The organism is Desulforhopalus sp., from assembly GCA_030247675.1.
Lineage (GTDB): Bacteria > Desulfobacterota > Desulfobulbia > Desulfobulbales > Desulfocapsaceae > Desulforhopalus_A.
This window is the reverse complement of record JAOTRX010000004.1, coordinates 115,678-131,208: the sequence shown is the minus strand read 5'-3', so window position 1 is coordinate 131,208 and position 15,531 is coordinate 115,678. Positions and strand designations below refer to the sequence as shown.

The following is a 15,531-nucleotide window of genomic DNA, read 5'->3' as shown; positions in this document are numbered from 1 at the left end:
GGCACCCTCAAACTACCCCTTCCATGGCGATTTTGCAAATTTTTGCGCCGCTTTTCCCGCATTCCCTTGCCGCAGAGTTCTGCTGCCTCAACTGCCGCAACCACAACCGCAATGGCCTTTTTCATGCACCGCCACGGGGTTCTGCCCGGGCTTCCCGATGTGGTCATGTATTGCCGGAAAATCACTGAAGAACACGCTCGGTGCGGCCTTCCGGGCAAACCTCTTACGCAGGGCGGCCGTCAGTGGTTGTACCGATATCCCCAGGAGCACCGCCACGGCGGCGAGTTTCATCCACTCCGGCAAAAGCTCGGATGCCTCGCCAAGGGACGCCTGCACGGAGATACCCAAGGCCAGGTACAGTGCGTCAAGACCAAGACCAAAGATCACGGCACAGCCTGACAGGATGGCCAGATACATCGCCGTCCCCCTCTTGCCGAGAATGCCGTTGAGGACAAAAATCGAGGTAACATTGGTGGCCGGGCCGACCAGCAGAAACACCAGGGCCGCCCCCGGACTCACCCCTTTCATAATGAGGGCGGCGGCCACCGGCGTCGAGGCCGATGCACAGATATACAGAGGAATACCCACCACCAGCATGATCAACATCGAACTGACCCCGCCACCGAGAAAGGTAGTGATCAGGTCGCCGGGCACCAGGGCGGTTATCAGGGCAGCTGCGAACAGGCCGACAAAGAACCAGCCGGCAATATCGCCCCAAACCTCCTTATAGCCAAAGCGCAGGCCTTCCAGCAACTTTTCCGCCAGGGTGTGGTGGTTAGCAGGATTTTCACCTGAACAATCGCCGCCACAGCTCTTGTCTTCCGGGCATCTGCAGTCCCCGGCCGGGGCCTTGTCCGCATCCTTTTGCCAAAACCAGATATTTTCGACAAGTCCCGCGACAATCCCCGACACCAGTGCCGCCACCGGCCGCACCACGGTCATAATCGGATCAAGGAGGGCGTAGGTTATGGCAATGGAATCGACACCCGATTCCGGTGTCGAGACCAGAAAGGCTGCGGTTGCACCTTTATTGGCCCCCTGCTTTTTCAAGGATGCTGCCGCCGGCAGCACACCACACGATCAGAGGGGCAAAGGTACGCCAAGGAGGGCCGCTTTGATCACCGACATATAGCGGCCGCGCCCCAGGTGTTTGGCAACCGTGTCCGGGTTGAGGGTCGCTCTGAGCAGCCCGGCGATGGTAATCCCGAGGAGGACATAAAAGGAGCTGTCGACAAGGATATGCCACCACTCCACGCTAATTTTTTCTAGTATTTCAAACATGGCAACACCTATTTTTCACCCGCTGGCCCGGTCTTGGCACAAGCGCCCAAAACAGGTACGATCAGGTCAGCAGCTCACCTGCCAAACTTATGAGTTGTGCAAATCGCCCGTCCACCAGGCGGTAATAGAGGACGACCCCTTCCCGTCTGTTGGCAACCAGGCCCATGGTTCTGAGGAGGCGCAATTGATGGCTCACCGCCGACTCCGAGATCCCTAAAAGTGCCGCAAGATCGCACACACACATCTCCTGCTGCTGCAGGGCATGGAGTATCTGCAGCCGTCCGGGGTCGCTACAGGCCTTGAACAGGTTGCTGATTCCTTCAATTTTCGTTGGTTCCAGGCCCTGGGTTCGCGCCAAGTCCACCTTGTCCTGGTGGACAATCCGGCAACTGCAGCGATCATTGTTCATCCTTGTCTCCATCTTAATATATGATCATATATTCATATAATGGTCTCGCCGAGAAAAGTCAAGAAAGCAGATGCAATTTGCCGGGGAGTTGAGCATAGTGTAGCGGCAATCAATGCTTGGTAAATTACTCCCCTGTCACCCCTTTCCCCACGGATCACGCATGACCGAAACTAGGACCGTCCACGGGACCTTGTATATCGTCCCCACCCCCATCGGCAACCTTGAAGATATCACCCTGCGCGCTCTGCGGATTCTCAAGGAAGTCGATGTCATCGCCGCCGAGGACACCCGCCACACCCGCAATCTCCTCAACCACTTCGGCATCGCGACGCCGCTGATCAGCTATTACCGGGAAAAGGAGGCGGAGCGTAGTGAGGAGATTTTGCTTCGTCTGCAGGAGGGGAAAAATGTCGCCCTGGTCAGCGATGCCGGGACCCCGGCCATCTCCGACCCGGGCGCGGTTGTCGTCCGCCGGGCCCATGACCTTGGCCTGACCGTCGTGCCGCTGCCGGGGGCCTCGGCGCTGACTACCGCCCTTTCCGGCTCGGGGATCACCTCCACCGGCTTTCTCTTTCTCGGCTTTCTTCCGGCCAAATCGGGACAGCGCCGCAAGGCATTGTCGGCCGTTGCCGCCTGCGAATATCCGGTGGTGTTTTACGAGTCGCCGCACCGTATCGATGACTTCCTGGCCGACGCTCTGGAGATTCTCGGTGAACGGCAGGCCTTTTGGGCGCGGGAACTGACCAAGAGTTTTGAGGATCTGCAATCGGGGACTCTTGCCGACCTCCTGGCCAAGAGCAAGGAAGGCCGCAATCGCGGCGAGTTCGTCGTCATTATCTGCCCCGGCGGAAAAGAAGAGGTACAGGGGCAGACCGTCGAAGAACTGATCCTGTGGTACCGCGACAACTCCGAACTGTCCTTAAAAGACGCCAGCCGCAAGCTGTCTTCCGATCTTGGACTGCCGCGGTCGCAGGTCTACCAGCTGGCCCTGGACCTGTGGAAGCGTTGAGGCAAGGAAAATAAAGGCAATCTTAAATCTTTGGGCAATGCGGAGCGGCAACAAATCGCCGGGGATTTCCGCCAGGAGGTAGGCTCCTGACAACCCGTTCAGCAGCTGGCCATCTCGGTAAAGAGCTGGACGAGCTTGGGCTCGGCCTCGCCGGCGGTGGCGATGATCTCGGCGATATCCACCGGGCGCAGGGTCTCCGGGGTGCAGAGATCGGTGATGATCGAACAGGCAAAGACCTGCAGCCCGGCGTGGACGGCGACAATCGCCTCCGGAACAGTGGACATACCGACCGCATCGGCGCCTAAAGTCCGCAGCATCCGGTACTCCGCCCTGGTTTCCAGACAGGGCCCGCAGAGACAGGCATAGATGCCTTTTTTGCGGATCGGCAAATTGAGCTTCTGGGCGATGGCGATCGCCTTTTTCTGCAAGTCGCGGCTGTACGGTTCGAACATGTCCGGCCAGCGCTCGCCAAGGCGCGGGTCATTCGGCCCGACCAGGGGATTCTGCCCAAGAAGGTTGATATGGTCGTCGATGATCATGATATCGCCGCGCCGGTAATACTCATTCAGCCCTCCCGCGACATTGGAGATAAACAGCTTGGTGCAGCCGAGGGCCTTCATGACCCGCACCGGAAAGGTCACTTCGGCCAGGGAATGGCCTTCGTAGAGATGAAACCGCCCGGACATGCAGACCACCTCCGCCCCTCCCAACTTGCCGAGGAGCAATTTACCGGCATGGTGCTCAACCGTAGCGGTAACGAAATGGGGGATCTCGCCGTAGGGTAGTTCCGCATCGACAACAATGGACTCCGCCAGCCGTCCGAGGCCTGTACCGAGGATAATGCCAATGGTCGGGCGGATGGTCGTTCTGGCGGTGATGTATTCAACGCTTTTAGTGATTTTTTCGAAAAGTTCCTGGCTATCTGCTGTCATCATTGCGTGTGGCCGCCGCCTGGTGAGGGGATGCATTGATGGGCGGTGGACTATGGCCTTCCGCCGCCACGCCCGCTTCCATTTCGCCCCATTATAGTGGCTGAATAGCAAAACCCAAGACAATTTTGCAGGGCCGGCATACGCCACCCGCAGGGACGGAACATCTGCAAAGCGCCGGACGGGCCCGGCAACCGCCGGACCCGTCCCCATTCAGCCCCGGCCGGGAGTTACCCCCTGCTCCCACCTTTTCTTCTATTCGCCAGGGCCTCGGCGGTATGCTGGACAACGATCGTCGAGCCCCGTTTCTTCAGGCCGCCACGCAGCTGCATGATGCAGCCGGGGCAATCGCTGAGGAGGATCTCGGCGCCGGTCTTTTCGACGTTGTCGAGCTTTTTGCCGAGGAGCTGGGCGGAGATTTCCGGGAACTTGGCCGAGAAGGTGCCGCCAAAACCGCAGCAGACCTCCGACTCGTCGGCCTCCTGGTAATCAAGACCGGCGGAGCGGATCAGGTTACGCGGCGCATCATGGACACCGAGGCCCCGGCAGAGATGACAAGGGGAATGGAAGGTCGCTTTCTTGCCGTCTCCGGCAAAGTCTTCCGCCTTCAAACCAAGGACATCGTGGGCAAACGACGAGAAATCGATGACCTTGGCGGTAAAGGCCAGGACCTTCTCGGTAAGTTTTGGATCATCCGCCAGCAACACCGGATAGTTATGCTTGAGGTGCGAGGCGCAGGAGGCACAGAGGGTGACAATATAGTCGGCATTCTCCGCTTCAAAGGCACGGAGATTCTGCAGAGCCACGTCGCGGGAGGTCTTCGCCTCGCCCATCATCTGCAGGGGCAGCCCGCAGCACGACTGGGTCATGGGAAACAACAGCCCCACCTGATGGTCGGCAAACAGCCGGGCCGCCGCCTCCATCTGCTCGGGATAAACAAAATCCTGAACACAGCCGGAGAACAGGGCAACCCGCAGGCGGGGATTTGCCGGGCCATGCGGCAGGTCCGGCCAGCGGTCACGGAAGGCCTTTTCAGCAACCGTCGGCAAGGCCTTGAAATCGTGCTCCTTGAAAAACATCATCGGCAGGTGGCGCATAAAGCCGTCATCCCCCGCCACCGGCTTCTGCGCCCATTTGGCGGTGCGCAGCAGGGTGTGGAAGAGTTTACGGTTTTTCATAACCATCCCGAGCAGCAGACTGGGCAAAGGATGCCCTTCACTGTCCTGGATGCGCACATGCACCTGTTTGATAAGACGCGGCAGGTCGATGCCACCGGCGCAGATATCCTTGCAGGCCTCGCAGTTGATACAGTTCTGTACGAGATTTTTCGCCTTATCCGCACCATGGAAGAAATAGGTGAGGATCAGGCCGATAGCGCCGATATAGATATGCCCCATCTTATGGCCGCCGACCATGCGGTAAACCGGGCAGACATTGGCGCAGGCGCCGCAGCGTACGCAGCGGAAGACCTGGGAAAACAGCGGGTCTTTGGCCATTTCCAGGCGGCCGTTATCGAGGACGACAAAATGGATTTCCTTCTTCTTGTCGGCCGCCGAGCCGCACTCATTGGCACCGGTGATCCAGGTGACATAGGAGGTGATATTCTGGCCGGTGGCGTTGCGCGGCAGGACCTTGAGGATCTTCAGGGCGTCGCTGAGGCTCGGCACCAGCTTGTCGATACCCATCAGGGCGACATGCACCCGCGGCAGGGTCGTCACCAGCCGGGCATTGCCCTCGTTGGTGACAAGGCCGATGGTCCCGGTCTCGGCAATGGCAAAATTGGCGCCGGTGATGCCCATATCGGCCTCAACAAATTTGCCGCGCAGCTCCCTTCTCGCCACCTTGACCAGCTTTTCGATGTCCGGCTCCTGCTTGGCGCCGGTGACATCGCTGAACAGGTCGCCGACCTGGAAGCGCGACAGGTGAATGGCCGGCATGACCATATGCGACGGCCCTTCATGACGGAGCTGGATGATCCATTCGCCGAGATCGGTCTCGATCACCTCCAGGCCGTGGTCTTCCAGAGCGTGGTTGAGAAGGGTCTCCTCGGCGGTCATCGACTTCGATTTGACGATCTTCTTTGAGCCGGTATCCGCGGCGATCTTGGCGATCAGGGCATTGGCCTCATCGGCATCCTTGGCGAAATGGACCTTCACCCCGGCGTTCTCGGCATTTTTTTTAAATTCCAGATACAATTCGTTTAGCCGCGGCAAAACGCTGTCCTTGGCGCAGGCAACATCGGCCACCAGCTGGTTGACGTCGAATTCGGCAAAGGCCCTGGCCCTGCCTGCCCTATAGGCGACGGCAAAGGTGTCAAGCGTCTTGCGGAGAAAGGTGTTATCCAGGGCCTCCTGCATATCCTTTCGGTATTCTTTGAGATCTTTGGCGTTCTGCATGATCAATCCTCCAGCAGAAGAATATGGAGTTCCAAGGGTCCGTGGACTCCCAGCGCCAGGACCCTTTCGATATCGGCAGTCCGGCTGGCGCCGGTGATGAAAGCCATATAATTCGGGGTCTTGCGCATTTGTTTCAGCATTTGCTGTTCGGCGGCGAAGGCGTCGACAACGATTGCCGAACGACGAACAACGCAGACGTGGTATTCACAGATCATCGTTGCCAAACGCAGATCTTCGCCCGGGCAATTGATGACCAGGGTACCGGTCTCGGCGATACCGAGATCGGCCACCGTGAAGCCGATATCGACACCACTCAGGTGAGCACGCATCCCCGACTGGAGATAGGCAAAACCGCCCTCGGCACAGGCCGCCTGAAGGAGCGCGGAGTGTTCCGGATCCAGGCCCGGGGCAACGACGATCTTTTCGTGCTTCAAATGACAGAGGGCATCGGCGGGAGGAGACAGCTGTTCCTCACACCCGGAGATGGCTATCCGGCAGGCCCCCTGGGTGCCGCAGAGATTGACGGCATAAGCCACCGCTTCATCAAAACTCTTGATTGCATGAACGGTGGCTGAGACCGCCTTCGCCTTATCGGTGAACCGGGCACAAAGAAGGTCCGATTCGCCCTGTATCACAGTTGTGTTGGCCATAATTATCTCCATATCCGAGCCTTGCCATTTGCCTAGGCTAGGCCGTTTCATTACTTTTCAGGTGCTTGCAGGGCCCGGGGGCCGCTGTCATCGCCGAGACTGTCGGCATACAGTTCCACTACATGTTTGACCTTGATACCCTTGTCCCGGCGCGACAGCATGTCGGTCATCTGCATCATGCAGGCCGGGCAACTAGTGGCCACGGTCGAGGCCCCGGAGGCGATAATATTGTCCGCCTTGCGGTTGCCGATCTTCTTTGACAGTTCGTAGTGCACCACGTTGAAACTACCGCCACAGCCGCAACAGGTTCCCGCCTCGGTCATTTCCGTAAATGTCCTGCCGGTGGCCTTGATCAAGGTCCGCGGCTGACTGGTAACACCGAGGGAATTCTTCAGGTGGCAGGGGTCGTGATAGGTGATGGCATCACCTTGGGTGCCGATCGGCTGAAGGCTGTCGACAGGGCAGTGCTCTGCCAGGAACTGGGTGATATCAAGTGTCTTCTTGCCCAGTGCAACGATATCCGGCAGATTCTCCTTGCTGCCGCCATAAAGGGTCGGCCACAACTCCTTGATGGTAGCGGTGCAGGAAGCGCAGGGCGTCACCAGGTAGTCGAAGTCCATACCGGCAAAGAGTTTGAGGTTCATGTCAATCAAGTTGTTAAAGGTCGAGCGGTCACCGCTGGTCAAAACCGGAATGCCGCAGCAGGCCTGACCCGGCGGCAGAAAGATGCCGACCCCTTTTCTTTTAAGAACCTTGATGGTCGCCTCCCCCACCTGCGGGTACATCTTATCGACGACGCAGCCGGGAAAGAAGGCGACGCGCAGGCCGCTGCTGCCGGCCGGGGTGTCGAGCTTGGGAAAGATCTTCCGTAGCGGTGTCGTCGCCAGGCTGTTGAAATGCCGGTCAGCAACGATCGGGGCATTAAAGCGGGCGCAGGAGGAACCCAGGAGATCGTCAACCTTTTTGGTAAAGATTCCCTGAAATTTCGAGCCGATGGAGGTCAGGGCATTGAACAGCGACGGATTGGAGAGCATCCCCCGAAATATCGCCTTCTTTACCGGTGACAGGCCGAAATAGCCGGTCATAATCGCCCGGGCCTCAAGAAAGATATCGATGATCTGTACGCCGCTCGGGCAGTTCACCTGGCAGGTGCCGCAGAGCAGGCAGCGGTTGAGGATGTCGTTGACGTCCTGCGGGTTCTTGAGGATCTGCTGGGCAAGTCCGTCGAGCAGGGCCAGTTTACCGCGGGTGACATCGGTTTCCCTGCCGGTCTGTTGAAAAAGGGGGCAGACCGCCTGGCACATCCCGCAGCGCATGCAGTTGACCAGTTGGTCGTCGAGCTTTTTCAGCATCTCTGCTAATTTTTGAATATCCGCCATATTCTTCACCCCGCCATTTTCTTGGGATTGAGGATGTTCTTCGGATCAAGGGCCGCCTTCATCCGGGCACTGTAATCAAGCGTAGCTTGGCCGAGCTCTTTCACCAGGAAGCGCGATTTGGCAAGACCGATGCCATGCTCGCCGGACAGGGTGCCGCCAAGGGCAAGGGCCCGGTCAAAGATCTCCTCGATCGCCTTTTCAACGCGGTGCCACTCTTCTTTGTTGCGCTTGTCGGTGAGGATGGTCGGATGCAGGTTGCCGTCGCCGGCATGGCCGAAGGTGCCGATGGTCAGGTCAAATTTCTTGCTGATCTCACCCAGGGCCTCAATCATCGCCGGGATCTTTGAGCGCGGCACCGTGGCGTCCTCAAGGACGCAGGTCGGTTTCAGCTTAGCCAGGGCCGGCAGGGCGTCGCGTCTGGCCTGCCAGATGGTAGCGCGTTCGGCCGCATCGCTTGCCACCTTCAGTTCGCGGGCCTTGTGCTTTTTGCAGATCTCCTCGACCTGGGCGGCTTCGTCGGCCACCTGGCTGGGATGGCCGTCCACCTCGATGAGCAGCAGCGCCGCGGCATCGACCGGCAATCCGGCCTTGCGGAAGTTATCGACGGTGCGGATGGTGAAGTTGTCCATCATCTCCAGGGTCGCCGGGACGATCTTGGCGGCGATGATGGCGGCCACCGTCTCCGAGGCGGCGGTGATCGAGTCGAAGACCGCCATCATTGAGCGGGCGGCCCGCGGCGGCGGAATCAATTTAAGGATGATCTTGTCATAGACGCCGAGCGTCCCCTCCGAGGCGACCATCAGGCCATGCAGGTTATAACCGGTCACCGCCTTGACGGTGCGGGAGCCGGATTTAATAAGCTTTCCTTCAACGTCCCAGAAGTCCATGCCCATGACATAGTCCTTGGTGACCCCGTACTTCAGGCCACGCAGTCCGCCGGCGTTCTCGGCGACATTGCCGCCAATAGTCGACACCGTTTGGCTGCCGGGATCGGGAGGATAGAAAAGACCGAGCTTCGCAACTTCCTGGGCAAAGGTGGCGGTGATTACCCCAGGTTCGACTATGGCGTACAGGTCTTGCTCATTGATCTCAAGGATCCGTGTCAAACCATTGGTCAGGACAACCACCCCGCCCAACTCGGGGATGGTACCCCCCGAAAGATTGGTTCCGGCACCACGGACGGTCAGCGGCAGGCCATTATCGTTACAGAGTTTCACCACCCGGCCAAGGGCTTCACTGCTGGTTGGTCGTACGATAATGCCCGGCATGACCGAGTCAAGAACGGCCGCATCGTAGGAATAGGCATACCGATCATTCTCACTGATCATGACATTGTCGGCGCCGACAATACCGGAGAACGCGCCTGCAAGGGCGGCTGCTTGTTTTGGTTTCACGTTTTTCTCCTTGGAAGGTGGAATCTTTACAACTGCGTTACGGGTGTTGCTGCAGGTTAATAATAAGGCGACATTCAAGAAAGTACCCTCACCGAAATCCGGTCACCAAACAGAGGGGGATGGTTTGCGGGACTCCGGCGAGGGAGGAGGATGTGCGGCCCCGCGGTCATTCGGGAAACCGCACCAAGCTGTTAGAGTTTTTCAAAATATCCTTTTGGTACTTTTACCACGAAGACAGGTGGTGTGGCGCTGTGCAAGACCTTGCGGGTGGTGCTGCCGAGAAAGGTCTCGCCGACCATGGTATGGCGATGCGCCCCCATGACGATCATGTCGGCCGAGCAGGCCTGGGCAACATCCATGATGACCTGGGCGGGATAGCCCTCAACCACCCGGATGGAACTGACCAGATTGGCGCATTCCGCCCCCTGGCATTCCTGGCTACAAAGTGCCTCTATGCGCTTTTGGATGTTGGCCTTGACGCTGTCGCGCGCCTTGCTGTGCATCTCCGCCGAGGCATCATGGTCAATATACTGTTCGACAAGGCTCTGGCCGAAGGTCGTCAGCGGCTCCATGGCATGGACGACAACGATACTTGCCTGATGCTGGCGGGCAAGGGCCAAGGCGTAACGGAAGATGTACGGCGCGCCCTGACCAAGGCCTGTTGCATACAGAATGGTTTTTATTGCTGGTAGCATCTTTGATCTCCTTTCGATCTCAAATTATTAGCCGATTATTTATCGCCGAAGAATATCGACGGCAGATAGGTAACCAGTTCCGGCCAGATACAGATGGATATGATGCCGATGATCTGCAGACAGATAAAGGGAATGATACCCTTATAGACATCGCCCATTGAATAGTCGGGAGGAGATGCTCCCTTAAAGTAGAACAGCGAGTAACCAAAGGGCGGGGTCAAGAACGAGGTCTGCAGGTTAACGCAGATGATCATGGCGAACCACAGCGGATCAAAACCCAATTCCATGGCGATCGGGGTGAAGATCGGCACGGTAACGAGAAGGATTGCCGCCCAGTCAATAAAGGCGCCGAGGATAAAGACCACTAGGTTCATAAGGATCAGAACCATGATCGGGCTGAGGTTGTTGCCGAGCATGACATCGGCAACCGCATCGCCGCCGCCCATGGACAGGAAGACCACGCTGAACACCTTGCCGCCGATAAACAGCGCCAATACCATGGCGGTGGTCCGGGCTGTTGAGATACACGAGCCCTTGATCATCTCCCAGGTAAAGGTACGTTTAAAGAGGGCCAGGATCATCGCGCCGGTGGCGCCAAGGGCCGCGGCCTCGGTCGGGGTGGCAACGCCTGCCAGGATGGTACCCATGACCGCCAGGATCAGGCCGAAGGGCGGTACCAGGCTCTTGACGAACATTACACATTTCTGGCCAATGGTGGCGGTACGCTCATCCTTGGGGATCGGCGGGCCGTCCTGCGGCCTCACGGCGCAGCGAATCGCCACATAGGTAATATACAGGCCAGAGAGGATCAGACCGGGAATGATGGCTGCGGCAAAGAGGTTGCCGACCGAGGTCTCTTTCTGGCCGGTAAGACCGGCATAAACAACCAGCATGATGCTTGGCGGAATGAGGATGCCAAGCGTCCCGGAGGAGGTAATGATACCGGCCGACAATCCTTTGTGATATCCTTTCTTCAACAGGGTCGGGGCGGCCATAAGACTCATGGCGACAACCGAGGCACCGACGATACCGGTGGTGGCGGCAAAGACCGTCGAGACGACGATGATGGCGATGCCGAGGCCGCCTTTCAGGCCACCGAGGATAATATACAGGGCCTCGAAGAGCTCTTCCGAGACCTTGGCGCGGTCAAGGACCTGGGCCATAAAGATAAACAGCGGGATCGACACCAGGGTATAGTTGAGGAAGTTACCCCAGTTATTGTTGGTAAAAAGGTCGATAAGGCCAAGGACATTGAAACCGTTGTCGATCAGACCGAAGAGGGTGGCCACGGCCGCCAGGGTCACCGCCAGAGGGTGGCCGAGGGCGATCGCCACCATCAGGACAACGAACATTAAGATTGGTAAGACTTCTGGACCCATGATGGTAATCTCCTAGCGGGTGGTTAGTTGGCGGTTCGCAGAGTGCGGAAGTCTTGCAGCAACTTCGAAATCCCTGCCAAAAATAACAGAACAAAACCGATGGCCATGACCGTTTTATACGGATAGATGGCTGGCCCCCAGGACGATGAGGCGTGTTCGAGCATCCCCCAGGAGGTGATGGCGTACTTGATTGCCCCAAAGGTCATAAAGCCGATGGCCGGAATAAAGAGGCAGATGCCGGTAATGATCCGTAGAATCGCCCGTTTTTTATTCGGCAGCTTCGATTCGAAGATATCGATCTGCACATGGTTGTTGGTCCGCAGGGCGTCGCCCAGGCCCAACATAAAATGCATGCCGTAGAGAAAGGTGGTCATCTCAAAACCCCAGGAGGTCGGCGCGTTAAAGACATAGCGCATAAAGACCTCGTAGATGACCGCACCGATCAGCGGCAAAACCAGGTAGGAGCTGTAGAGCCCAACCTTTTCGTTGAGGGCATCTATGGCCCGGGAAAGAGTTTCCATAAGGTCCGTCCTTTTTTCGTGCAAGGGTGTTCAGGGAAGAGCGGCGGGGATGTCCTCCCGCCGCTTGAGGTTCAACTGGTACTATGAAGCGGAAAATTACTGCATGCGTTTGCCGTTGATGTAATCATCGAGCGGCCAAGGTGCCAAGCCGCCTCTGATCTCACGCCACTCGGCGAAGTCTTTCTTCAACTGCTCCTGAGAATCAAGGGTAGCCTTGACGTTCGGGTACTTGGCCTTCAATTCCTCAAGATATTCCTTGGTCATCTTGGCAAAGTTACTGATGGCTGCTTCGTCCATCTTCACGAACTCAACCTTCTTCTTGAACAGCTTGATCGCCTCGATGTTCAGATTCTCCTGCCAGGCGGTGGACCACAACTGGGTCTCCTTGGCAGCGATGTCGACGATGTACTTCAGGTCGGCAGGCAGTTTGTTATAGGCGTCCTTATTGAAGAACAGGGCGCATTGTACGGAAGGCTGATGGATACCGGGGGTAAGAACGTACTTGGTGATCTCGTCAAAACCCATCGGGTAGTTCATAGCCGGGGTGGAGAACTCGGCGGCATCGATAACACCACGCTCAAGCGCCAGATAGATCTCGCCGCCGGGCAGCGGGGTAACGGAGGCGCCAAGGCGGTTCATGATGTCCATGTACCAACCCGGGGTACGAACGCGCATACCTTTGAAGTCTTCCATCTTGGTGGCTTTTTTATTGGAGAAAAAGCCCATTTCCTGTCCGCCGTTACCGCCGGGCAGGGCGTAGAGATTGTATTTACCGTAAAGCTCTTGCATCTGCTCAAGACCACCACGCTCATACAGCCAGACGTTGTAGCCTTCAGTGTCGAGTCCAAATGGTACGGAGGCAAAGGAAACGAAGTTCTGATCTTTACCCTGCCAATACCCCGGCCAGTCATGACCTACCTCGGCGGAACCCTTGCTGACTGCGTCAAAGGACTCCATGGCGCCGACCAACTCGCCGGCGGAAAAGACTTTAATCTCAAGGCGACCACCGGAAGCGAGAGCTACCGAGTCGGCGAAGTGGAGGGCCATATCATAGAACAACAGACCTTTGGCCCAAGGCATGACCATCTTCCATTTGAAGTTCTCGGTACTCGGCTTGATGGAGCGCAATTCGCTTTTTACTGCTTCGTGCCGTTTGTCGGCGCCGAACTTCTCGCGTTTTTCCGCTGCCTGGCCGCTGGTGACTGCCATTGTCAAACCGAGGGCGGCTACGGCGGTGATGATCCAGCTTTTCTTCATGGTTCCTCCTCCAAAGAATTGGATGTTCTTGTGTACCGGTTGATCCGGCACCATCGATATAAAAAAGATGCTGTATCACGTCGTTGATATGAGCACCCATGCTACCCAACTTTCGTGATGGTAATCAGTGTAGCAACCGCCGTGCCAATCAGAGCCTTGTTGATGAAGGGGGTGATTGGCGCGTACTGCGGCACTTTTTTTGGGCAGCTGGGCGCTGCTGCCCCTGCCCTGTACGAAATACTGGACAACGACTGCACGGAGATAAAAGGACCGGAAAAAATCACGGGTCAAAACATCGATGCATATCATCCATCCACTTATCTTTATTACATTTATCTTCAGTCTTAAAAAATGGACAAGGTTATTTTCCTGGTCCATGCTTTCCTCTCGCCGACCCGGTAGCAGAAAGGAAAGCTCGGGGAATTGCCTCCGCTCATCTGCCGGGCCGTTCATGAAAAAAACGCCGAGTATTGACTTTCAATACGGGGTAACCGATTATTCTAACGGAATAATAACAAACGGCCCGGTAACAAAAGACTGGTGCAAGGACCGCCAGCCAGGCCTCGGTGCCGGAAAAAAAGAGTTTGAAATCTTTAGAATCGGACGCTGTCTGATTTTTCAGACAGCAATTTTCCAGAAGAAGCAGAGATACAGGAACCCCGCAGACTATTGCGCGAGGTTTCCTTGTGAAAGAGTTTCATGTAGACAAATGGCTACAGGTTATGTATCAAATCATCTACGCTCTGTATTCCAGGTACGCCGCAAAAGGCAGGAACGGAGGCAACCATCAACCACGATACCCATATCGAGGCCGAAAAAGAAGAACCTATGAATACAGGTGCGAATCCCCCTGATATAGAGGCACTGCAGGCCCAACTGGAGCTTTTTCAGCTCATCTTCAACAATATCCCGAGCGGGGCGATGCTCACCGATGCCGACGGTCTGGTGACCCATCTGAACCGGCCCTATGCCGAGTTCCTCGGTGTTGATATCGGTAGAAGTATCGGCAAGCACTGCACCGAGGTGGTAGAAAACACCCGGATGCATGTCGTCGGCAAGACCGGGGTTGCCGAGATTAACCAGATCCAGATGATCAGGGGCCAGAATATCGTCGTCCACCGTATCCCCTTAAAGAAGGCCGGGCGGGTCATCGCCGTTTTCGGCTTGGTGATGTTTCAGGATATCAGTGAGGTGGTGAAACTCAGCCGGAAATTGCACTCCCTCGAATCAAGGGTGAAGAGCTACGAGAAAGAGCTGATGAACTTCCGTTCGACCAGGTACACCCTGGAAGACATCATCGGCACAGGTCCCTCGATCACCGCCCTGAAGAGAAACGCCCTGATGGCCGCGACCAATACCTCACCGGTTTTGATCACCGGTGAAAGCGGTACCGGCAAGGAACTCTTCGCCCAGGCCATCCACCATGCCAGCCCGCGTAAGCTGCAACCCTTCATCCAAATCAACTGCGCCGCCATTCCCAAGGACCTGCTGGAGTCGGAGCTGTTCGGTTACGACAAAGGGGCCTTCACCGGCGCCCTGTCCGGCGGCAAACAGGGGAAATTTGAGATCGCCGACGGCGGCACCATCTTTCTCGACGAGATCGGCGACATGCCTCTTGAGATGCAGCCGAAGCTGCTGCGGGTCTTAGAAGAAAAGTGCTTTGAGCGGTTAGGAGGCAATACCCTGATCCGCTCCGACTTCCGGCTGATCGCCGCCACCAATCAGGACCTCGAAGGCCTGATTAACCACGGCCAGTTTCGCAAAGACCTGTACTACCGGCTGAATGTCATCTCCCTGCATATCCCGCCCCTCAGGGAACGGCGCGAGGATATCCTGCCCCTGGTCCAGCACCTGATAAGTAAATGCGGCAAGAAACGCGGTTTTCCTCAAGTCAAAATCAGCCCGGAGGCTGCGCAGGCCCTTGCCGGCCACCCCTGGCAGGGCAATGCCCGCGAGTTATCGAATGTCCTGGAAAGGGCTCTGCTTGCCATGCGCGGCGAGGAGGTGCAACTGGCCGACCTGCCCTTTGTTCCCAGCCGCGGAAGCATACCAATACCGGCCGTGGAGGTCCGGCCGATGCGCACAACCCAGGCCCATGCGGAAAAAGCGGCGATCCTTACCGCCCTGGAGAAAACCGCGGGCAACAAGGCGCAAGCGGCGAACCTCTTGGGCATCCACCGCACCCTGCTGTACAAGAAAATGAAAAAGCACGACATCGACCTGTAGCAAAAA

At 57.1% G+C, this 15,531-nt stretch carries 14 protein-coding genes; 2 read left to right on the top strand and 12 right to left on the bottom strand.

Translation table 11 applies throughout. From position 1 onward, the window contains the following. Positions 1–87 precede the first annotated feature (87 nt). From OEL83_10155 to OEL83_10145, 3 genes are all read right to left on the bottom strand, one after another. A complete protein-coding gene (locus tag OEL83_10155) occupies positions 88–1,071 on the bottom strand; it encodes an SO_0444 family Cu/Zn efflux transporter (protein MDK9707400.1) in 984 nt (327 codons plus the stop codon). Positions 1,072–1,080: 9 nt separating this feature from the next. Beyond that, entirely contained in the window at positions 1,081–1,281 is a 201-nt protein-coding gene (locus tag OEL83_10150) for a hypothetical protein (protein ID MDK9707399.1), read from the bottom strand. Positions 1,282–1,342: 61 nt separating this feature from the next. Next, positions 1,343–1,690 (bottom strand): metalloregulator ArsR/SmtB family transcription factor, encoded by a 348-nt coding sequence (locus OEL83_10145; protein ID MDK9707398.1) that lies wholly within the window; start codon positions 1,688–1,690, stop codon positions 1,343–1,345. 160 nt (positions 1,691–1,850) lie between these two features. Between OEL83_10145 and rsmI the strand changes: the two genes are divergently transcribed. Next, the gene (rsmI, locus tag OEL83_10140; GenBank protein ID MDK9707397.1) at positions 1,851–2,699 is read left to right on the top strand and encodes a 16S rRNA (cytidine(1402)-2'-O)-methyltransferase; all 849 of its coding nucleotides are present in this window, start codon (positions 1,851–1,853) and stop codon (positions 2,697–2,699) included. A 98-nt stretch (positions 2,700–2,797) separates the two neighbouring features. On the opposite strand, the gene OEL83_10135 is transcribed toward rsmI, so the two are convergent. The 9 genes from OEL83_10135 to dctP form a co-directional block, all read right to left on the bottom strand. Further along, entirely contained in the window at positions 2,798–3,634 is an 837-nt protein-coding gene (locus tag OEL83_10135) for a purine-nucleoside phosphorylase (protein ID MDK9707396.1), read from the bottom strand. A 224-nt stretch (positions 3,635–3,858) separates the two neighbouring features. Beyond that, positions 3,859–6,024 (bottom strand): LUD domain-containing protein, encoded by a 2,166-nt coding sequence (locus tag OEL83_10130; GenBank protein ID MDK9707395.1) that lies wholly within the window; start codon positions 6,022–6,024, stop codon positions 3,859–3,861. A gap of 2 nt (positions 6,025–6,026) precedes the next feature. Further along, positions 6,027–6,674: a lactate utilization protein gene (locus OEL83_10125; protein MDK9707394.1), complete on the bottom strand. Its 648-nt coding sequence runs from the start codon at positions 6,672–6,674 to the stop codon at positions 6,027–6,029. Positions 6,675–6,724: 50 nt separating this feature from the next. Further along, positions 6,725–8,053, bottom strand: coding sequence for a (Fe-S)-binding protein (locus tag OEL83_10120; GenBank protein ID MDK9707393.1), 1,329 nt, complete (start codon positions 8,051–8,053; stop codon positions 6,725–6,727). A gap of 5 nt (positions 8,054–8,058) precedes the next feature. Then, entirely contained in the window at positions 8,059–9,381 is a 1,323-nt protein-coding gene (locus OEL83_10115; protein MDK9707392.1) for an FAD-binding protein, read from the bottom strand. 257 nt (positions 9,382–9,638) lie between these two features. Next, the gene (locus OEL83_10110) at positions 9,639–10,142 is read right to left on the bottom strand and encodes a universal stress protein (GenBank protein ID MDK9707391.1); all 504 of its coding nucleotides are present in this window, start codon (positions 10,140–10,142) and stop codon (positions 9,639–9,641) included. A 35-nt stretch (positions 10,143–10,177) separates the two neighbouring features. Further along, the gene (locus tag OEL83_10105) at positions 10,178–11,521 is read right to left on the bottom strand and encodes a TRAP transporter large permease subunit (protein ID MDK9707390.1); all 1,344 of its coding nucleotides are present in this window, start codon (positions 11,519–11,521) and stop codon (positions 10,178–10,180) included. 23 nt (positions 11,522–11,544) lie between these two features. Beyond that, positions 11,545–12,042, bottom strand: a complete 498-nt coding sequence (locus OEL83_10100; protein ID MDK9707389.1) for a TRAP transporter small permease subunit — start codon at positions 12,040–12,042, stop codon at positions 11,545–11,547. A gap of 96 nt (positions 12,043–12,138) precedes the next feature. Then, the gene (dctP, locus tag OEL83_10095) at positions 12,139–13,299 is read right to left on the bottom strand and encodes a TRAP transporter substrate-binding protein DctP (protein MDK9707388.1); all 1,161 of its coding nucleotides are present in this window, start codon (positions 13,297–13,299) and stop codon (positions 12,139–12,141) included. Positions 13,300–14,127: 828 nt separating this feature from the next. Between dctP and OEL83_10090 the strand changes: the two genes are divergently transcribed. Beyond that, the gene (locus OEL83_10090; protein ID MDK9707387.1) at positions 14,128–15,525 is read left to right on the top strand and encodes a sigma 54-interacting transcriptional regulator; all 1,398 of its coding nucleotides are present in this window, start codon (positions 14,128–14,130) and stop codon (positions 15,523–15,525) included. The last annotated feature ends 6 nt before the right edge of the window (positions 15,526–15,531 follow it).

Excerpts from the sequence above, each read along its gene's own strand:
- OEL83_10150 (MDK9707399.1), bottom strand. The coding sequence starts at position 1,281 with ATGTTTGAAATACTAGAAAAAATTAGCGTGGAGTGGTGGCATATCCTT.
- OEL83_10145 (MDK9707398.1), bottom strand. The coding sequence starts at position 1,690 with ATGAACAATGATCGCTGCAGTTGCCGGATTGTCCACCAGGACAAGGTG.
- rsmI (MDK9707397.1), top strand. The coding sequence starts at position 1,851 with ATGACCGAAACTAGGACCGTCCACGGGACCTTGTATATCGTCCCCACC.
- OEL83_10135 (MDK9707396.1), bottom strand. The coding sequence starts at position 3,634 with ATGATGACAGCAGATAGCCAGGAACTTTTCGAAAAAATCACTAAAAGC.
- OEL83_10130 (MDK9707395.1), bottom strand. The coding sequence starts at position 6,024 with ATGCAGAACGCCAAAGATCTCAAAGAATACCGAAAGGATATGCAGGAG.
- OEL83_10125 (MDK9707394.1), bottom strand. The coding sequence starts at position 6,674 with ATGGCCAACACAACTGTGATACAGGGCGAATCGGACCTTCTTTGTGCC.
- OEL83_10120 (MDK9707393.1), bottom strand. The coding sequence starts at position 8,053 with ATGGCGGATATTCAAAAATTAGCAGAGATGCTGAAAAAGCTCGACGAC.
- OEL83_10115 (MDK9707392.1), bottom strand. The coding sequence starts at position 9,381 with ATGATCAGTGAGAATGATCGGTATGCCTATTCCTACGATGCGGCCGTT.
- OEL83_10110 (MDK9707391.1), bottom strand. The coding sequence starts at position 10,142 with ATGCTACCAGCAATAAAAACCATTCTGTATGCAACAGGCCTTGGTCAG.
- OEL83_10105 (MDK9707390.1), bottom strand. The coding sequence starts at position 11,521 with ATGGGTCCAGAAGTCTTACCAATCTTAATGTTCGTTGTCCTGATGGTG.
- OEL83_10100 (MDK9707389.1), bottom strand. The coding sequence starts at position 12,042 with ATGGAAACTCTTTCCCGGGCCATAGATGCCCTCAACGAAAAGGTTGGG.
- dctP (MDK9707388.1), bottom strand. The coding sequence starts at position 13,299 with ATGAAGAAAAGCTGGATCATCACCGCCGTAGCCGCCCTCGGTTTGACA.
- OEL83_10090 (MDK9707387.1), top strand. The coding sequence starts at position 14,128 with ATGAATACAGGTGCGAATCCCCCTGATATAGAGGCACTGCAGGCCCAA.